Source organism: Streptomyces sp. NPDC015532, assembly GCF_043078065.1.
Lineage (GTDB): Bacteria > Actinomycetota > Actinomycetes > Streptomycetales > Streptomycetaceae > Streptomyces.
On sequence record NZ_JBIBSY010000003.1, the window covers coordinates 610718 to 626695 of the forward strand.

Annotated in this window: 16 protein-coding genes; 11 read left to right on the top strand and 5 right to left on the bottom strand. The window is 72.2% G+C overall.

Annotated elements, in window-relative coordinates; all coding sequences use genetic code 11:
• Nucleotides 1–12: 12 nt before the first annotated feature.
• Nucleotides 13–204 (bottom strand): hypothetical protein, encoded by a 192-nt coding sequence (locus ACF07B_RS13970; protein WP_392179128.1) that lies wholly within the window; start codon nt 202–204, stop codon nt 13–15.
• On the opposite strand from ACF07B_RS13970, the gene ACF07B_RS13975 reads away from it, so the two are divergent.
• Complete coding sequence (locus ACF07B_RS13975) at nt 203–1039, top strand: isocitrate lyase/phosphoenolpyruvate mutase family protein (RefSeq protein WP_392179129.1); 837 nt, start codon at nt 203–205, stop codon at nt 1037–1039. The genes ACF07B_RS13970 and ACF07B_RS13975 overlap by 2 nt on opposite strands.
• Before the next feature lie 16 nt (nt 1040–1055).
• Here the strand turns inward: ACF07B_RS13975 and ACF07B_RS13980 are convergent, their stop codons facing one another.
• Nucleotides 1056–1472 carry an SsgA family sporulation/cell division regulator gene (locus ACF07B_RS13980; protein WP_362399888.1) on the bottom strand — a complete coding sequence of 139 codons (417 nt, stop codon included), beginning with the start codon at nt 1470–1472 and terminating at the stop codon, nt 1056–1058.
• Between the two features lie 268 nt (nt 1473–1740).
• On the opposite strand from ACF07B_RS13980, the gene ACF07B_RS13985 reads away from it, so the two are divergent.
• From ACF07B_RS13985 to mmpA, 3 genes are all read left to right on the top strand, one after another.
• A complete protein-coding gene (locus ACF07B_RS13985) occupies nt 1741–2847 on the top strand; it encodes a WD40/YVTN/BNR-like repeat-containing protein (protein ID WP_392179130.1) in 1107 nt (368 codons plus the stop codon).
• A 199-nt stretch (nt 2848–3046) separates the two neighbouring features.
• On the top strand, nt 3047–3736 hold the full coding sequence (locus ACF07B_RS13990) for an endonuclease V (RefSeq protein ID WP_369481151.1): 690 nt from the start codon (nt 3047–3049) through the stop codon (nt 3734–3736).
• A 95-nt stretch (nt 3737–3831) separates the two neighbouring features.
• Nucleotides 3832–3978, top strand: coding sequence for a morphogenic membrane protein MmpA (gene mmpA, locus ACF07B_RS13995; RefSeq protein ID WP_392179131.1), 147 nt, complete (start codon nt 3832–3834; stop codon nt 3976–3978).
• Nucleotides 3979–4036: 58 nt separating this feature from the next.
• On the opposite strand, the gene ACF07B_RS14000 is transcribed toward mmpA, so the two are convergent.
• Entirely contained in the window at nt 4037–5209 is a 1173-nt protein-coding gene (locus tag ACF07B_RS14000; protein ID WP_392179132.1) for a saccharopine dehydrogenase family protein, read from the bottom strand.
• 141 nt (nt 5210–5350) lie between these two features.
• On the opposite strand from ACF07B_RS14000, the gene ACF07B_RS14005 reads away from it, so the two are divergent.
• From ACF07B_RS14005 to ACF07B_RS14030, 6 genes are all read left to right on the top strand, one after another.
• Nucleotides 5351–5731 carry an MmcQ/YjbR family DNA-binding protein gene (locus ACF07B_RS14005; protein ID WP_392179133.1) on the top strand — a complete coding sequence of 127 codons (381 nt, stop codon included), beginning with the start codon at nt 5351–5353 and terminating at the stop codon, nt 5729–5731.
• 166 nt (nt 5732–5897) lie between these two features.
• The gene (locus ACF07B_RS14010; RefSeq protein WP_392179134.1) at nt 5898–7034 is read left to right on the top strand and encodes a CaiB/BaiF CoA transferase family protein; all 1137 of its coding nucleotides are present in this window, start codon (nt 5898–5900) and stop codon (nt 7032–7034) included.
• 112 nt (nt 7035–7146) lie between these two features.
• Nucleotides 7147–8289, top strand: a complete 1143-nt coding sequence (locus ACF07B_RS14015; RefSeq protein ID WP_362399780.1) for an acyl-CoA dehydrogenase family protein — start codon at nt 7147–7149, stop codon at nt 8287–8289.
• Between the two features lie 21 nt (nt 8290–8310).
• Nucleotides 8311–9525 (top strand): acetyl-CoA C-acetyltransferase, encoded by a 1215-nt coding sequence (locus tag ACF07B_RS14020; protein ID WP_369481155.1) that lies wholly within the window; start codon nt 8311–8313, stop codon nt 9523–9525.
• A 38-nt stretch (nt 9526–9563) separates the two neighbouring features.
• On the top strand, nt 9564–11756 hold the full coding sequence (locus tag ACF07B_RS14025) for a 3-hydroxyacyl-CoA dehydrogenase NAD-binding domain-containing protein (protein ID WP_392179135.1): 2193 nt from the start codon (nt 9564–9566) through the stop codon (nt 11754–11756).
• 227 nt (nt 11757–11983) lie between these two features.
• Nucleotides 11984–12361 (top strand): thiamine pyrophosphate-binding protein, encoded by a 378-nt coding sequence (locus tag ACF07B_RS14030; RefSeq protein WP_392179136.1) that lies wholly within the window; start codon nt 11984–11986, stop codon nt 12359–12361.
• Here the strand turns inward: ACF07B_RS14030 and ACF07B_RS14035 are convergent.
• Nucleotides 12348–13046 carry a MerR family transcriptional regulator gene (locus ACF07B_RS14035; protein ID WP_392179137.1) on the bottom strand — a complete coding sequence of 233 codons (699 nt, stop codon included), beginning with the start codon at nt 13044–13046 and terminating at the stop codon, nt 12348–12350. The genes ACF07B_RS14030 and ACF07B_RS14035 overlap by 14 nt on opposite strands.
• A 312-nt stretch (nt 13047–13358) precedes the next feature.
• Here ACF07B_RS14035 and ACF07B_RS14040 point away from each other — a divergent pair, with 312 nt between their 5' ends.
• Nucleotides 13359–14291, top strand: coding sequence for an adenosine kinase (locus tag ACF07B_RS14040; RefSeq protein WP_392179138.1), 933 nt, complete (start codon nt 13359–13361; stop codon nt 14289–14291).
• A gap of 148 nt (nt 14292–14439) precedes the next feature.
• On the opposite strand, the gene ACF07B_RS14045 is transcribed toward ACF07B_RS14040, so the two are convergent.
• Entirely contained in the window at nt 14440–15939 is a 1500-nt protein-coding gene (locus tag ACF07B_RS14045; RefSeq protein ID WP_392179139.1) for a M1 family metallopeptidase, read from the bottom strand.
• Nucleotides 15940–15978 lie beyond the last annotated feature (39 nt).

A 15978-nucleotide genomic window follows, 5' to 3' on the forward strand; every position in this document is an offset into this window, starting at 1 on the left:
GCAGGCAGCGGACTAGACCGGCCGGTAGAGCGGGTGCCGACCCATGTAGTAGAACGCGTAGAGACCGCCTTCGGGGACGGAGTGGCGCGCGGCGTAAGGCCCCGGGCGGCGGGGCGGGCGGTGGTGCGAACGGCGGCGCGCCCTCACGTACATGTCGGTTTCCTGCCAGCTCCCTCCGTGCCGGCCGTGCTTGGGTTGCCCCATGACCCCCACCGAGCGACTCCGTGACTCCGCCCTCGCCTTCCGCGCCCTGCATGTGCCCGGCCGCCCCCTCGTCCTGGCGAACGCCTGGGACGCGGTGAGCGCGCGGATCGTCGAGGAGGAGGGCGCCGCGGCGGTGGCGACGACCAGCGCGGGCCTCGCCTGGGCCCTGGGCGCGGTGGACGGCGACCGGCTGGACAGGGACGACGCGCTCGCGGCCGTCGCGCGGATCGCCGCCGTGGTCCGGGTACCGGTCAGCGCGGACATCGAGAGCGGGTACGCGTCCGACGCGCGGGGGGTGGCGGACACCGTCCGCGCGGTGCTCGCGGCGGGCGCGGTGGGCGTGAACATCGAGGACGCCCTCTACGGCCAGGGAGCCGGGCCGCTGCGTCCGCGGGCGGAGCAGGCGGAGCGCATCGCGGCGGTCCGCGCGGCCGCCGACGCGGCGGGGGTGCCCCTGTTCGTCAACGCCCGCGTCGACACGTTCCTGCGTGGCGCGGGCGGGGTGGAGGAGACCCTGGAGAGGGCTGCCGCCTTCCTGGGCGCGGGCGCCGACGGCGTCTTCGTGCCCGGAACCGTCGATCCGGCGACCGTGAAGGCGCTCGTCGAGGGCATCGAAGGCCCGGTGAACATCCTGGTGGGCCCCGGGGCGCCGTCCGTGGGCGAGCTGGCCGCACTCGGCGTGGCCCGGATCAGCACGGGGTCGAGCCTGGCGGCGGCCGCGCACGCCCTGGTCCGGCGTGCCGCGCGGGAACTGCTGGGCACGGGGACCTGCGAGACCCTGATCGGCGGGTTCGACTACGCCGGCCTCAACGCCCTGATGGGACGCGCCGGCTGACCGCACCCGCTTCGCTTCAGCAGGTGCCCCGCATGAGTTCCTCCAGATCGTGGTCCAGGTCCACCTGGAGGTGCTCCAGACCGACCGGCACCAGCTCGGTGGTCTGCTGGAGGAAGTTCCGCACCTCACCCGAGCGCACGTGGACCACGGCGGTGCCCTCGGGGGCGTGGAACTCCAGCACGGTGCGGTCGAAGCCGTACGGCCGCACCCGCACGTCGCCCTGCCCCACCGGGTCCTCCAGGCCCGACACGAGCAGTTCGCGGGCGAAGGTCCAGCAGACCTCGATGCCTTCGAGTGTGGCGGGGGCGGGGAAGGTCATGCGGACGGCGAACGGGTCGGTCCGGTCGTAGTGGAGCGTGGCCGGAATGCTCGGCATCCGCGGCGCGGCGGCGACGAGGCGGGCCTCTACGGGCTGCTCGATGACGGTGGACAACGCCTTGCTCCCTTGTGACGGCTGGACGAACTCCGGGCGGATGAAGCCGGTCAATTGAAGAGACGGAAGAATGACCCGGCGCGTGCACCTCTGACCCGAGTGACCTCTGTCACCGAAGTGATGCGCCGAGAGATCCACTTTCTCCGATCCGCGTGATCCTTTCCGTTCCGCGCTCACCCGACACCGAAGAGGACACCCGGGCGGCCCCCGAGGTTCCCTCCGGAGGCCATCTGGACGCGATCGGGGGAGTGCACTAGCTTCCCCCGCCATGAGGGCCTTGGGGAAGACGAGACGCACGAGGCGGACAGCGGGCGTGGGACCGGCGGCGGCCGCACTCGCCGCGGCCCTCGTGGTGGCGGCGCCGGCCGTGGCTGCGCCGGCGCAGGCGCACGACGGGGCGCGGACCCCGCACTGGGCGCTCAAGGACAGCGGCACGGACGTGCGCCTGCGGGGACTGGCGGCCGTCAGCCGGGACACCGCGTGGGTGGCGGGCTCGAAGGGCACCGTGCTGCGCACCACCGACGGCGGCGCGCTCTGGCGGAACGTGTCGCCGCCCGGCGCCGGGGACCTGGAGTTCCGCGACATCGAGGCGTTCGACGCGCGGCGGGCCGTGGTCCTGGCCATCGGCGAGGGCGAGGCGTCCCGCGTCTACCGGACCGAGGACGGCGGCACCACGTGGACCGAGTCCTTCCGCAACACCGACGCCAAGGCCTTCTACGACTGCCTCACCTTCCTCGACCGGCGGCACGGCCTGGCGATGAGCGACCCGGTGGACGGCAGATTCCGCATCCTGTCGACCGGCGACGGCGGCCGCTCCTGGAAGGTGCTTCCGAGCGACGGGATGCCCGCCGCGCAGGACGGCGAGGCGGGCTTCGCGGCGAGCGGTCAGTGTCTGGTCGGTTCGGGGCCCCGCGACGTGTGGCTGGCCACGGGAGGGGGCGCACGCGCGCGCGTGCTGCACTCCGCGGACCGCGGACTGACCTGGACCGCCGGCGACACCCCGGTTCCCGCGGGCGACCCGGCGCGCGGTGTCTTCGCCCTCGCCTTCCGTGACCGCGTCCACGGACTCGCGGTGGGCGGCGACTACCGCGCCGACCAGGCCTCACCGAGGGCCGCGGCGATCACCCCCGACGGCGGCCGCAGCTGGACCACCGCGGACCGGCCCCCGCCCGCCTACCGTTCCGGCGTCACGTGGCTTCCGCACAGTCGCACCGACGCCCTCGCGGTCGGCCCCACCGGCACCGACCTGACCACCGACGGCGGCCGCACCTGGCGCACCCTCGACACCGGCTCGTACGACACCGTGGACTGCACCCCGGACCTGGGCTGCTGGGCCTCCGGCGAGAAGGGACGGATCGCGCGGCTGGAGCGCTGAGGCGCGGGAAGTGACCCCGGCCGGGGGGCCCGTGACCGCGCTCCAGGCCCGGTGCCGTCCTCGTGGCCACCGGGCCGGCCATGGCGCGACGTCGGGACCGGCCCCGCCGACGGGCCGGTACGCGCCCGCCGGGAGCGTCCTGACGCGAGCCGCCCCGCGCGGTTCCGGACGCGGCACGGCCCGTAGGCTCGTCCGCATCATGACGATCGTGAGGATTCCCGCGGGCTGGCCCGTCACCGAGGAACAAGCCCGCGCCGTGCAGGACGAGTTGCGCGAGCGCGTGGTGCTCGACGAGCCGGGCCCGCCGGCCGGCACCGGCCGGGTGACGGGCGTCGACGTCGCCTACGACGACGAGCGGGACGTCGTCGTGGCGGCGGCCGTCGTCCTCGACGCGGTGACCCTGGACGTCGTGGCGGAGGCCACCGCCGTGGGCCGGGTCTCCTTCCCGTACGTCCCCGGACTGCTCGCCTTCCGCGAGATCCCGACCGTCCTGGCCGCGCTGGACGCCCTGCCCTGCCCGCCCGGCCTGGTCGTCTGTGACGGCTACGGACTCGCCCACCCGCGCCGTTTCGGCCTCGCCAGCCACCTCGGCGTCCTCACCGGGCTCCCCACGATCGGGGTCGCCAAGAACCCGTTCACCTTCTCCTACGAGGAGCCGGGCGTCCGGCGCGGCAGCGCCTCACCGCTGCTCGCGGGCACCGAGGAGGTGGGCCGCGCCGTGCGCACCCAGGACGGGATCAAGCCCGTGTTCGTGTCCGTCGGCCACCGTGTGGACCTCGGCAACGCCTGCGCGCACGCCCTCGCGCTCACCCCGAGGTACCGCCTGCCGGAGTCCACCCGCCGGGCGGACTCCCTGTGCCGGCGGGCCCTCCGGCAGGCGACGTCCTGAACCCGCCCACCCGTCGGCCCACCGGTGCGCGTGAGTACGGATTCTGAGTACCCGTACGGATGTACGGCCGCGCCGCCACGGGCAGGCTGAACCGCATGACGACACACCGTGCCCCGAAGCCCTCGGCCGAACCCGCACGGCCCGCCGGGCGGGCGGTGACGGCCGCGCTGGCCCTCGCCGTTCCGGTCGCCGTGGCCTGGACGGCCGGGATGATCTACACGGTGATCGTCTGGGCGTCGTGAGGACCGGGCGACCCTCACGAACGCGCCAGGCGGACGTCAGTGACGTCGCGGACACGCCCTAGCGCACCGCCGCCACCCGGAAGGTGATCCCCGCCGCGACGAGCCGTTCCAGCAGCGCGTCGCCCATCGCCACCACGGGGGTGACCTGACCGGACGTCTTCGGCAGCTCGTCCAGGGCCAGGGACAGGGCGGACTCCGCGAGCATCTTCGCGGTCTCCCCGTAGCCGGGGTCGCCGCCCGAGACCTCGGTGAACACACGCCGGCCGCCGCCCTCGCCCACGAAGCGGACCGAGAACCAGCTCTTGGCACGGCGTTCGGCGCTCGGCCCCTCGCCCGGCCTGATCCGGCCGGACAGCCAGCGGCGCGCCGGCGGAAGCTGGGCGGCGGCGAAGAGCGCGCTCACCCCGGCCACTCCGCCGAGGGCGATGGGCAGCCGCTCGACTGCCGCGTAGTGGCGGTAGCGGAAGTCCGGCCCGTACCGCGCCAGGGCCCGCGCCGAGCGCTGCACCACCTGGGCGTCGATCGTGGGCAGCGGCAGGGCCCACGCCCCGACCTCCTTGGCGAACCGCGGCGCGCCCAGCGGAGCCTCGACCCTCCGGCCCATCAGGCGCGGTTCGTGGTGCCTGCGCTCCCGCGCCGCGGCGAGCAGGTGCCGGCCGCGCGCGAACTGGTTGAGTGCCGAGGCGAACGTGCCGCCCGAGAACATCGCCTGGGAGCGCACGAATCCCTCCACCCGCAGCGGCACGTCCTCGGGGAGCTGCCGAACGGTGAAGTAGGCACCCAGGTCGTGCGGGATCGAGTCGAAGCCGCAGGCGTGCACGAGCCGCGCGCCCGTCTCCCGCGCGCGTGCGTCGTGCCGCACGTACATCAGGTCCACGAACTCGGGCTCGCCGGTCACGTCCAGATAGTCGGTGCCGGCGTCCGCGCAGGCGGCCACCAGCTCCTCACCGTAGGTGATGTACGGCCCCACGGTCGAGGCCACCACGCGGGCCTGCCGGGCGAGTTCGCCCACCGAGTCCGGGTCCGTCACATCCGCCCGCAGCACACCGGGTGCGCCGCCGAGCCGCTCCCGCAGCCGTTCCAGTTTCTCGGCGCTGCGGCCGGCGATCGCCCACCGCAGCCCCTCGGGCGCGTGGGCGGCCAGATATTCCGCGGTGAGCTCTCCGACGAACCCCGTGGCTCCGAAGAGCACGATGTCGTACGCGCGGTCCGGCTCGTTCATCCTGCTCATGACACCCTCCACCCCTGTGGGCTGCGCTCGAACGTGCGGTCCGCGCCACGTCGTGCGCGAAGCGCCGTTGTCGGTGGCTGAGGCTAGCGTGAGGTACGAACAGTCGGACGACGAGGTCGCACGAACAGGCCGGAGGCAGCCGTGGCCGTGTCGAAAAACGCGCTGAAAAAGTGGCAGAAGGTGCGTGCGTTCGCGCTCGGCCTGCCCGGCGCGTCGGAGGAGTTCCCCTGGGGCGAGACGGTCGCGAAGGTCAACAAGAAGGTCTTCGTCTTCCTCGGTCTCGACGACGGCAGTTACCCGCTCGGCCTCACGGTGAAGCTCAAGGACGAGGCGGTGCACGCCCACGCGCTCACCTCGCCGGGTGCGGTGCCCGCCGGATACGGCCTGGGCAAGGCCGGCTGGGTGCGCGTGCCCCTGGAGGAGCAGGGGGCCCCGGCGGCGGAGCTGCTGTGCGACTGGGTCGAGGAGAGCTATCGCGTCATAGCACCCAAACGGCTGATCGCGGAGCTGGACGGGCGCTGATCGCGATGCCCGGGCCGACGGGGACGGCGACACCGGTCCCGGTCCCCGAGCCGCTCCCGATCCCGGAATTTAACTAAGCGCTTGCTCGCCAAGGGCTTGCCCGGAGTGGAACACGTTCTTAACATCACTGATGTCACATCAGTGGTGTCACAGTGCTGGGGGCTTGATGACAGCGGCAGGAACGCCGGGGCACGGTCCCCTCGCCGGGGTGCGCGTGGTCGAGCTGGCGGGCATCGGTCCCGGCCCGTTCGCCGCCATGCTGCTGGCCGACCTCGGAGCAGACGTCGTCCGGGTGGACCGGCCCGGCGGCGCCGGGCTCGGGGTCGACCCGGCCCACGACATCACCAACCGCAACAAGCGGTCCGTGATCATCGACCTCAAGGCCGAGGACGGCGCGTCCCGCGTCCTCGACCTGGCCGAACGGGCCGACATCCTGATCGAGGGCTACCGCCCGGGCGTGGCCGAGCGGCTCGGCGTGGGTCCCGAGGACTGCCGTGCCCGCAACCCGGCGCTCGTCTACGGCCGGATGACGGGATGGGGCCAGGAAGGCCCGCTCGCCCAGCGCGCCGGGCACGACATCGCCTACATCGCGCTCACCGGCACCCTGGGGATGATCGGCGACCCGGACAGGCCCCCAGCGGTGCCCGCGAACCTCCTCGGCGACTACGCGGGCGGCTCGCTCTACCTCGTCGTCGGCCTCCTCGCCGCCCTGCACCACGCGCGGGCGACCGGCACCGGCCAGACCGTGGACGCCGCCATCGTCGACGGCACCGCGCACCTCTCGACGATGATCCACGGGATGATGGCCGCGGGCGGCTGGCAGGACCGGCGCGCCGCCAACCTCCTCGACGGCGGCTGCCCCTACTACGGCACCTACGAGACCGCCGACGGCCGGCACATGGCCGTCGGCCCCCTGGAGCAGCGGTTCTACGACCAGTTCGTCGACCTGCTCGGCATCCCCGAACTCGGTCCCGCCCACAAGGACCCGGCGCGCTGGGAGGAACTGCGCGCGGCGGTCACCGACCGCTTCAGGACCCGTACGAGAGACGAGTGGACCGCCGTCTTCGAGGACACCGACGCGTGTGTGGCACCGGTCCTGTCCCTGCGCGAGGCACCCGGACATCCGCATCTCGCCGCCCGGGGCACGTTCGTCGACCACGACGGCATCACCCAGCCCGCCCCCGCCCCGCGCTTCTCGGCCACCCCCACGTCGGTCCGCCTCGGACCCGCCCTGCCGGGCGCGGGCACCGCCGACGTGGCCCGTGACTGGGACGTGCCCCGGCTGACGAAGGACGGCGGCTGATGCGGTCGCGCCGGCCGCTCGCTCCGGGCCGCGGCCCGGCTCGCGCCCACGCGAGCCCCGGCACCGGCCTCCACGAGATTCTCCGTACACACTCCAGGAAGGCGCTTCCCGTATGAAGCGGCAGATCTTCACCGCCGAGCACGACGCGTTCCGCGAGACCGTCCGCACCTTCCTCGCCAAGGAGGTGCTGCCCCACTACGAGCAGTGGGAGAAGGACGGCATCGTCTCCCGCGAGGCCTGGCGGGCGGCCGGGAAGCAGGGCCTCCTCGGACTCGCCGTGCCCGAGGAGTACGGCGGCGGCGGGACCACCGACTTCCGCTACAGCGCCGTACTCGCCGAGGAGTTCACGCGCGCGGGAGCGGCGGGACTGGCCCTCGGGCTGCACAACGACATCATCGGCCCGTATCTGACGGACCTCGCCACCGAGGAGCAGAAGCGGCGCTGGCTGCCCGGTTTCTGCGACGGCTCGATCGTCACGGCCATCGCCATGACCGAACCCGGCGCCGGCTCCGACCTCCAGGGCATCACGACGCACGCCGAGGACAAGGGCGACCACTTCCTGCTCAACGGCTCCAAGACCTTCATCTCCAACGGCATCCTCGCCGACCTGGTGATCGTGGTCGCGAAGACCACCCCCGAGGGCGGTGCGCGCGGGCTGTCGCTGCTCGTCGTCGAACGGGGCATGGAAGGCTTCGAACGCGGCCGCAACCTCGACAAGATCGGCCAGAAGTCGCAGGACACCGCGGAGTTGTTCTTCAACGACGTCCGCGTGCCCAAGGAGAACCTCCTCGGCGAACCGAACGGCGCGTTCGTCCACCTGATGACCAACCTCGCGCAGGAGCGCATGGGCATCGCCGTCGCCGCCATCGCCGGGGCCGAACACCTGCTGGAGATCACCACCCAGTACGTGAAGGAACGCGAGGCGTTCGGGCGGCCGCTGGCGAAACTCCAGCACATCCGCTTCGAGATAGCCGAGATGGCCACCGAGTGCGCCGTCACCCGCACCTTCCTCGACCGCTGCATCGTCGACCACTCCGACGGCGAACTCGACGCGGTGCACGCCTCCATGGCGAAGTGGTGGGCCACCGAACTGCAGAAGCGGGTCGCCGACCGGTGCCTGCAACTGCACGGCGGCTACGGCTACATGACGGAGTACCGGGTCGCCCGGGCCTTCACCGACGGACGCATCCAGACCATCTACGGCGGGACGACCGAGATCATGAAGGAGATCATCGGCCGCTCCCTGCTCGGCTAACCCTCCCCGAAAGGCTTACCAGTGAGCACCGAAGCGTACGTGTACGACGCGATCCGCACCCCGCGCGGTCGCGGCAAGCAGACCGGCTCCCTGCACGGAACCAAGCCCATCGACCTCGTCGTCGGGCTCATCCACGAGGTGCGGCGGCGCTTCCCGGGCCTCGACCCGGCCGCCGTCGACGACATCGTGCTCGGTGTCGTCGGCCCGGTCGGCGACCAGGGCTCCGACATCGCCCGGATCGCGGCCATCGCCGCCGGACTGCCCGACACGGTGGCCGGCGTCCAGGAGAACCGCTTCTGTGCCTCGGGCCTCGAAGCGGTCAACATGGCCGCGATGAAGGTCCGTTCGGGCTGGGAGGACCTCGTCCTCGCGGGCGGCGTCGAGTCGATGTCGCGCGTGCCGATGGCCTCGGACGGCGGCGCGTGGTTCGCCGACCCGATGACCAACCTGGCCACCAACTTCGTTCCGCAGGGCATCGGCGCCGACCTCATCGCCACCATCGAGGGCTTCTCCCGCCGCGACGTCGACGAGTACGCGGCCCTCTCCCAGGAGCGTGCCGCCGCCGCCGTGAAGGACGGCCGCTTCGACAGGTCCGTCGTCCCCGTCAAGGACCGCGCCGGTCTCACGGTCCTCGACCACGACGAGTTCCTGCGCCCCGGCACCACCGCCGACTCGCTGGCGAAGCTGAAGCCGTCGTTCGCCGACATCGGTGAGCTGGGCGGCTTCGACGCGGTCGCGCTCCAGAAGTACCACTGGGTCGAGAAGATCGACCACGTCCACCACGCGGGCAACTCCTCGGGCATCGTGGACGGCGCCTCGCTGGTCGCCGTCGGCTCCAAGGAGGTCGGCGAGCGCTACGGCCTGACCCCGCGCGCGCGGATCGTCTCCGCCGCCGTGTCCGGCTCCGAACCGACCATCATGCTCACCGGTCCCGCTCCCGCCGCCCGCAAGGCACTCGCCAAGGCCGGCCTGACCATCGACGACATCGACCTCGTCGAGATCAACGAGGCCTTCGCGGCCGTCGTCCTGCGCTTCGTGAAGGACATGGGCCTGTCGCTGGACAAGGTCAACGTCAACGGCGGCGCCATCGCGCTGGGCCACCCGCTCGGCGCCACCGGCGCGATGATCCTCGGCACCCTCGTCGACGAGCTGGAGCGCCAGGACAAGCGCTACGGCCTCGCCACCCTGTGCGTGGGCGGCGGCATGGGCATCGCCACGATCGTCGAACGCGTCTGACCTTCCCAACGGATCAAGGATCTACGGAGCATCCCCTGATGAGCACTGAGCCCACCACCATCCGCTGGGAACAGGACGAGACCGGTGTCGTCACCCTCGTCCTGGACGATCCCAACCAGTCCGCCAACACCATGAACCAGGCGTTCCGCGCCTCCCTCGCCGCGATCACCGACCGTCTGGAAGCCGAGAAGGACTCGATCCGGGGCGTCATCTTCACCTCCGCCAAGAAGACCTTCTTCGCGGGCGGCGACCTGCGCGACCTCATCCGGGTCACCCCCGAGACCGCCCAGGACCTCTTCGACGGCGGCCTCGCCATCAAGCGGAACCTGCGCCGCATCGAGACCCTGGGCAAGCCGGTCGTCGCCGCCATCAACGGCGCGGCGCTGGGCGGCGGCTTCGAGCTCGCCCTCGCCTGCCACCACCGGGTCGCCCTCGACACCTCCGGCACCAAGATCGGCTGCCCCGAGGTCACCCTCGGCCTGCTCCCCGGAGGCGGCGGAGTCGTCCGCACCGTGCGCCTGCTGGGCATCGCCGACGCCCTGCTGAAGGTCCTTCTCCAGGGCACGCAGTACAACGCGACGCGCGCCCGGGACAACGGCCTCGTCCACGAGGTGGCCGCCACCCCCGAGGAACTGCTCGCCAAGGCCCGCGCGTTCATCGACGCCAACCCCGAGTCGCAGCAGCCCTGGGACAAGCCCGGCTACCGCATCCCCGGCGGCACCCCGTCGAACCCGAAGTTCGCGGCCAACCTGCCCGCCTTCCCGGCCAGCCTGCGCAAGCAGACCAACGGCGCCCCCTACCCGGCCCCGCGCAACATCCTCGCGGCCGCCGTCGAGGGCTCCCAGGTCGACTTCGAGACGGCCCAGGTCATCGAGGCCCGCTACTTCGTCGAGCTGGCCGCGGGCCAGACCTCGAAGAACATGATCCAGGCGTTCTTCTTCGACCTCCAGGCCGTCAACTCCGGCGCCAACCGGCCCCAGGGCATCGAGCCGCGCCCGGTGCGCAAGGTCGCCGTCCTCGGCGCCGGGATGATGGGCGCGGGCATCGCCTACTCCTGCGCCCTCGCGGGCATCGACGTCGTCCTCAAGGACGTCTCGGGCGACGCGGCGGCCAAGGGCAAGGCGTACTCCGAGAAGCTCTGCGCCAAGGCGGTCTCCCGGGGCCGGACGACCCAGGAGAAGGCCGACGCGCTGCTCGCCCGGATCACGCCCACCGCCGACCCGAACGACCTCGCGGGCTGCGACGCCGTCATCGAGGCCGTCTTCGAGGACACCGCGCTGAAGCACAAGGTGTTCCAGGAGATCCAGAACATCGTCGAGCCCGACGCCCTGCTCTGCTCCAACACCTCCACCCTGCCGATCACCGCCCTCGCCGAAGGCGTCGAGCGGCAGGAGGACTACATCGGGCTGCACTTCTTCTCGCCGGTCGACAAGATGCCGCTGGTGGAGATCATCAAGGGCGAGCGCACCGGCGACGAGGCCCTGGCCCGCGCCTTCGACCTGGTGCGCCAGATCAAGAAGACCCCGATCGTCGTCAACGACTCGCGGGGCTTCTTCACTTCCCGGGTCATCGGGCACTTCATCAACGAGGGCGTGGCGATGGTCGGCGAGGGCATCGAGCCCGCCTCCGTCGAACAGGCCGCGGCCCAGGCCGGCTACCCGGCGAAGGTCCTCTCGCTGATGGACGAGCTGACCCTCACCCTGCCGCGCAAGATCCGCAAGGAGTCGAAGCAGGCCGTCGAGGAAGCCGGCGGCACCTGGGAGACCCACCCGGCCGAGGCCGTCATCGACCGCATGGTGGACGAGTTCGAGCGCCCCGGACGCAGCGGCGGAGCGGGCTTCTACGAGTACGGCGAGGACGGCGGACGCTCCAGGCTGTGGCCCGGTCTGCGCGAGCACTTCACCAAGCCGGGGTACGAGATCCCGTTCGAGGACATGAAGGAGCGCATGCTCTTCTCCGAGGCGCTGGACACCGTCCGGCTCCTCGAAGAGGGCGTCCTGACCTCCGTCGCCGACGCCAACATCGGTTCCGTCTTCGGGATCGGCTTCCCGGGCTGGACCGGCGGTGTCCTTCAGTACATCAACGGCTACGAGGGCGCGACCGGTACGGGACCGGCCGCGTTCGTCGCCCGCGCGCGGGAACTCGCCGAGCGCTACGGCGACCGTTTCCTCCCGCCGGCGCTGCTCGTCGAGAAGGCGGAGACGGGCGGTCGTTTCACCGACGCGGCCTGATCCGGACGGCGCACCCGTCCGAGGGCGTGCCCCGGCACGCCCGGGACCTGGGAACACACCGCACCACGGCCCGCGGCACCTGCGGGCACACGTCGCCCGGCACACGTCGCCTCGGGGCAGCCGCCCCGAGGCGACGTGTCGCTGAGTGGCACGAGGGACTTGCTCCACGGGGGCGGGCACCGGACGCTGACCGGCGAACCGGTACCCGCCGACGCCGAGGAGCCCCCATGGGCCGCCGTCCCGCCCTCGCCCTGCTGGACATCCTGCGCGGCGAAGGCGTGGACCGTGTCTTCGGCAACCCCGGCACCACCGAACTGCCCTTCCTGACCGCCCTCGCGGAGGCCGAGAACGCGCCGGAGTACGTCGTCGGCGTCCACGAGGGCGCCGTCGTCTCCATGGCGACGGCTACGCCCGCGTACCCAGCAGCCGCGCGACCTCGCTTCCACCCTCCTGTACGTGGTGGACGAGGGCGGCGGCTTCCTCACCGGCCAGACCCTCAACGTGGCAGGCGGATCGGCCTACTTGTGAGCACCGGCACCAGTGGGCGGGCACTGAAGGGTTCCCGGTCCCGCAGGGAGAGCCGGCCCCGGGTCAGGACTCCTTGAGCCATTCCCGCAACTCGTCCTTCAGAGAGCGCTGGAACGCGGTCAGCAGTGCCTGCACCACCAGTGGCTGCATGTGCGCCGACAGCGACTTCACGGCCGCCACGGACTCCTGGTCGCCCACGGCGTTGCGCAGCAGGCCGGACAGCGCGTGGGCCGCCGCGCGCGAGTGCTCCAGCAGGACGGTCCGCGCGGCGAGGATGATCTCGTCCGCGATCGGTACGTCCAGGAGCTCCAGGCCGAGCTTCAGCAGCCCGGGGTCCAGCCGGACCGGGTCCCCCGTCCCTTCGACGACGCCCATCGCGGCGAGCCGCTCCAGGTCCGCGTCACGAAGCTTCCGCCCGGCCCGGCGATCCAGTTCCTCCCGGGTCACGTCCTCCATCGCGTCGGGCGCCCAGGAGGCCACCACGGCACGGTGGATGGCGAGGTCGTGCGCGCTCAGACCGGGCGGCAACCGCGTCAGATGACGCTCGATGGCGGCCAGCGTCATGCCCTGGTGCTGCAACTCCTCGATGAGCGCGAGCCGGGCCAGATGCTCCTGGCTGTAGTGGCCCACCCGGCGGGGGCCGATCACGGGCGGCGGCAGCAGGCCCCTGGCGCTGTAGAAGCGGACCGTGCGGACCGTCACGCCCGCCCGCGCGGCCAGTTCGTCGACCGTGAGCGCCGACTCCTCGGTGTCCGTCGTCATGGCAGGTCCTCGCCTCTCGCGTCGTGCCGCGCCTCCATGGTGACGGGTGACGGCACGGTGCAACAGTATTGCTGTCTCACCAGTGTTGTGAAAGCCTCCGGCCGCCGCGGCGCGGTCCGTCGAACCGATCGCCCACGTGCGCGAGGACGTCGCCGGGACGCGGCCGGGCGACGGGTGGCGGACGGCGGGGACCGGCACCGGTCCGCGGGGTGGCGGGGCCCGCGGAAAGAGGCTTGCGGAAGTTGCTGCAATTCCTTGCGGTGATCGTCGGGCGCCTGGTTGACTCGCTGCTCGCGTCCGAGAGGGAGAGCCATGAGCCGCGAGATCGACGTCCTCGTCCTGGGCGGTGCGGGTGTGGACACCATCGTCCACGTCCCCGAACTGCCGTTGCCCTACGCCGACAGCTACATGATCCGTCCGGGCATCGAGACCCGCGCCGGGCAGACCGGTGACTTCGTCGCCCTGGGCCTGCACTCCCTCGGCCTGCGCACGCATCACCTCGACCTGCTCGGCGACGACCCCGAGGGCGACCTCGTGCGAGCCCTGCACCGCGAGCGGGGTATTCCGCTCACCGAGGTCCCCCAGCCCATGGGCACCAAGCGCGCGGTCAATCTCGTCGGCCCCGACGGGCGCAGGCTGTCCCTGTACGACGACAGCCGAGCCGGCGAAGCGGACCGGCTGCCCGAGGAGACCGTACGGAACCTGGCCGCGGCGAGCCGGCACGCCCATGTGTCCATCACCCACCCGTGCGCCTTCGCCCTGCCGGTCCTGCGCGAGGCCGGGGTGACCGTCTCGACCGACCTGCACAACTGGGACGGCGAGAACCCGTACCACGAGGCCTTCGCCTACGCCGCCGACATCGTGTTCGTCTCCACGACCGCCCTCGCCGACCCCGAGACCACCATGCGGAAGATCGTGGAGAGGGGCCGGGCCGAGGTGGTCGTCGCCACCGCCGGTGCCGAGGGCGCGTACCTGCTGGCCGGCGACGAGGTGACCCACATCCCCGCGATCCCGCCCCGCACCCCGGTCGTCGACTCGAACGGCGCCGGGGACTCCTTCGCCGCGGGCTTCCTCTACGGCCGTCTGGCCGGCGAACCGCTCGGGCGCTGCGCCCTGTACGGCGCGCTCGCCGGCGCGTACGCCTGCACGGTGCCCGCGACCCGGGCCGACGCCATCAGCCGCGCCGAACTCCTCGACCAGGTCGTGGAGTCGGACCGTCGGGCGGCCGAACCAGCCCGCCCCTGACAGGCGGTCCCGGGCCGACGGCGGTCAAGCCGCCGAAGATGTTCTCCGGCACGGTCGCGCCCTCGGCGGATCGCCGTGAGCGTGCGACAGGTCCGCGCCCCCGCTCCGGTGGGACGCGGACCCGTGTCGCGGGCCGCGGGAGCGCGCCTCAGCCCGAGTGGACCGTGTCCGTCGCGGCGATCTTCTTCCACGACTTCGGCCGGACGACGGAGCCCTTCGCCGCGGTGGCGGAGGCCACGCCCGCGCTCCGCGCCGCGGGCGCCGCCGGCTTCGACGGCTGGAACAGCCAGGTGTCGAAGAGAGCCGCGAGGGAGGTACCGGACACCTGCTCGGCGTAGCTCCGGAAGTCGGCGACCGACGCGTTCCCGTACGCGTGCTCCTTCGGCCACCCCTTCAGGATGGCGAAGAAGGCGTCGTCCCCGACCTGGTTGCGCAGTGCCTGGACCGCGAGCGCGCCCCGGTCGTAGACCGCGATGTCGAACTGGTTGTCCGGTCCCGGATCGCCGGGCGCCACCGTCCAGAAGGCGTCGTCCGCCGGATGCGAGGCGTACACGTAGTCCGCGAGCTCCTGTGCCGTGCCCTCGCCCTCGTGCTCCGACCACAGCCACTGCGCGTAGCGCGCGAAGCCCTCGTTGATCCAGATGTCCTTCCAGCCCTTCAGCGACACGTCGTCGCCGTACCACTGGTGCGCCAACTCGTGCACGACGACTGAGGTGTTGGAGCCGTTCGCGAACTGCCGGGGGCTGTAGTACACCCGGGTCTGGGTCTCCAGCGCGTAGCCGGTGGTGGTGTTGGGGACGTAGCCGCCGGCGCTGCTGAAGGGATACGGGCCGAAGTAGCCGCTCAGCCAGTCGACCAGCTCGCCCGTGCGCTCGACACTGGCGCGCGCGGCCCCCTCGTTGTCGCCGAGGTCCTTGCTGTAGGCGTTGACCACCGGGACGCCGCCGTCGGAGGTGCCGGTCGTGATGTCGAACTTCCCCACCGCGAGCGTGGTCAGATACGTGGCCTGCGGCTTGTTGGACCGCCAGTTGTAGCGGGTCCAGCCGAGCCGTGAACTCGTCGACTGGAGCGTGCCGTTGGAGATGGCCTGGGTGCCGTCCGGCACGGCCACCGACACGTCGTAGGTCGCCTTGTCGAGCGGGTGGTCGTTGCTCGGGTACCACCACCAGGCCGACTCGGGCTCGTCCGCCGCGACCGCGCCGTCCGGGGTGCGGTGCCAGGTCGAGAAGCCGTACGCGCTCTTCGTGGACGGTACTCCGCTGTAGCGGACGACGACCGTGACGGAGGTGCCCTTGGCGAGCGGCTTCGCCGGGGTGATCTGCAGCTCGTGCTCACCGGCGGCCGCGAACGACGCCTTCGCGCCGTTGACCCGGACCTCGCTGACATCGAGCAGAAAGTCCAGATCGAACCGTGACAGGTCCTGCGTGGTGGTCGCCAGGAGGGTGGCCGTGCCCTCCAGTTCGTCCGTCCCCGGCTGGTACGTGAGCCTCAGGTCGTAGTGCGAGACGTCGTATCCGCCGTTGCCGTAGGCCGGGTAGTAGGGGTCGCCGATGCCCGGGGTTCCCGGTGTGTAACTGGCCGCCGATGCCGGGATCGCCAGCAGCAGGGAGGCGGCGAGGGCGCCCGGGGCGATGAGTCTGCGGTGCACGTCAAGCTCCAAGTCGTCGGGGCGTGAAGTCGGTCCGGA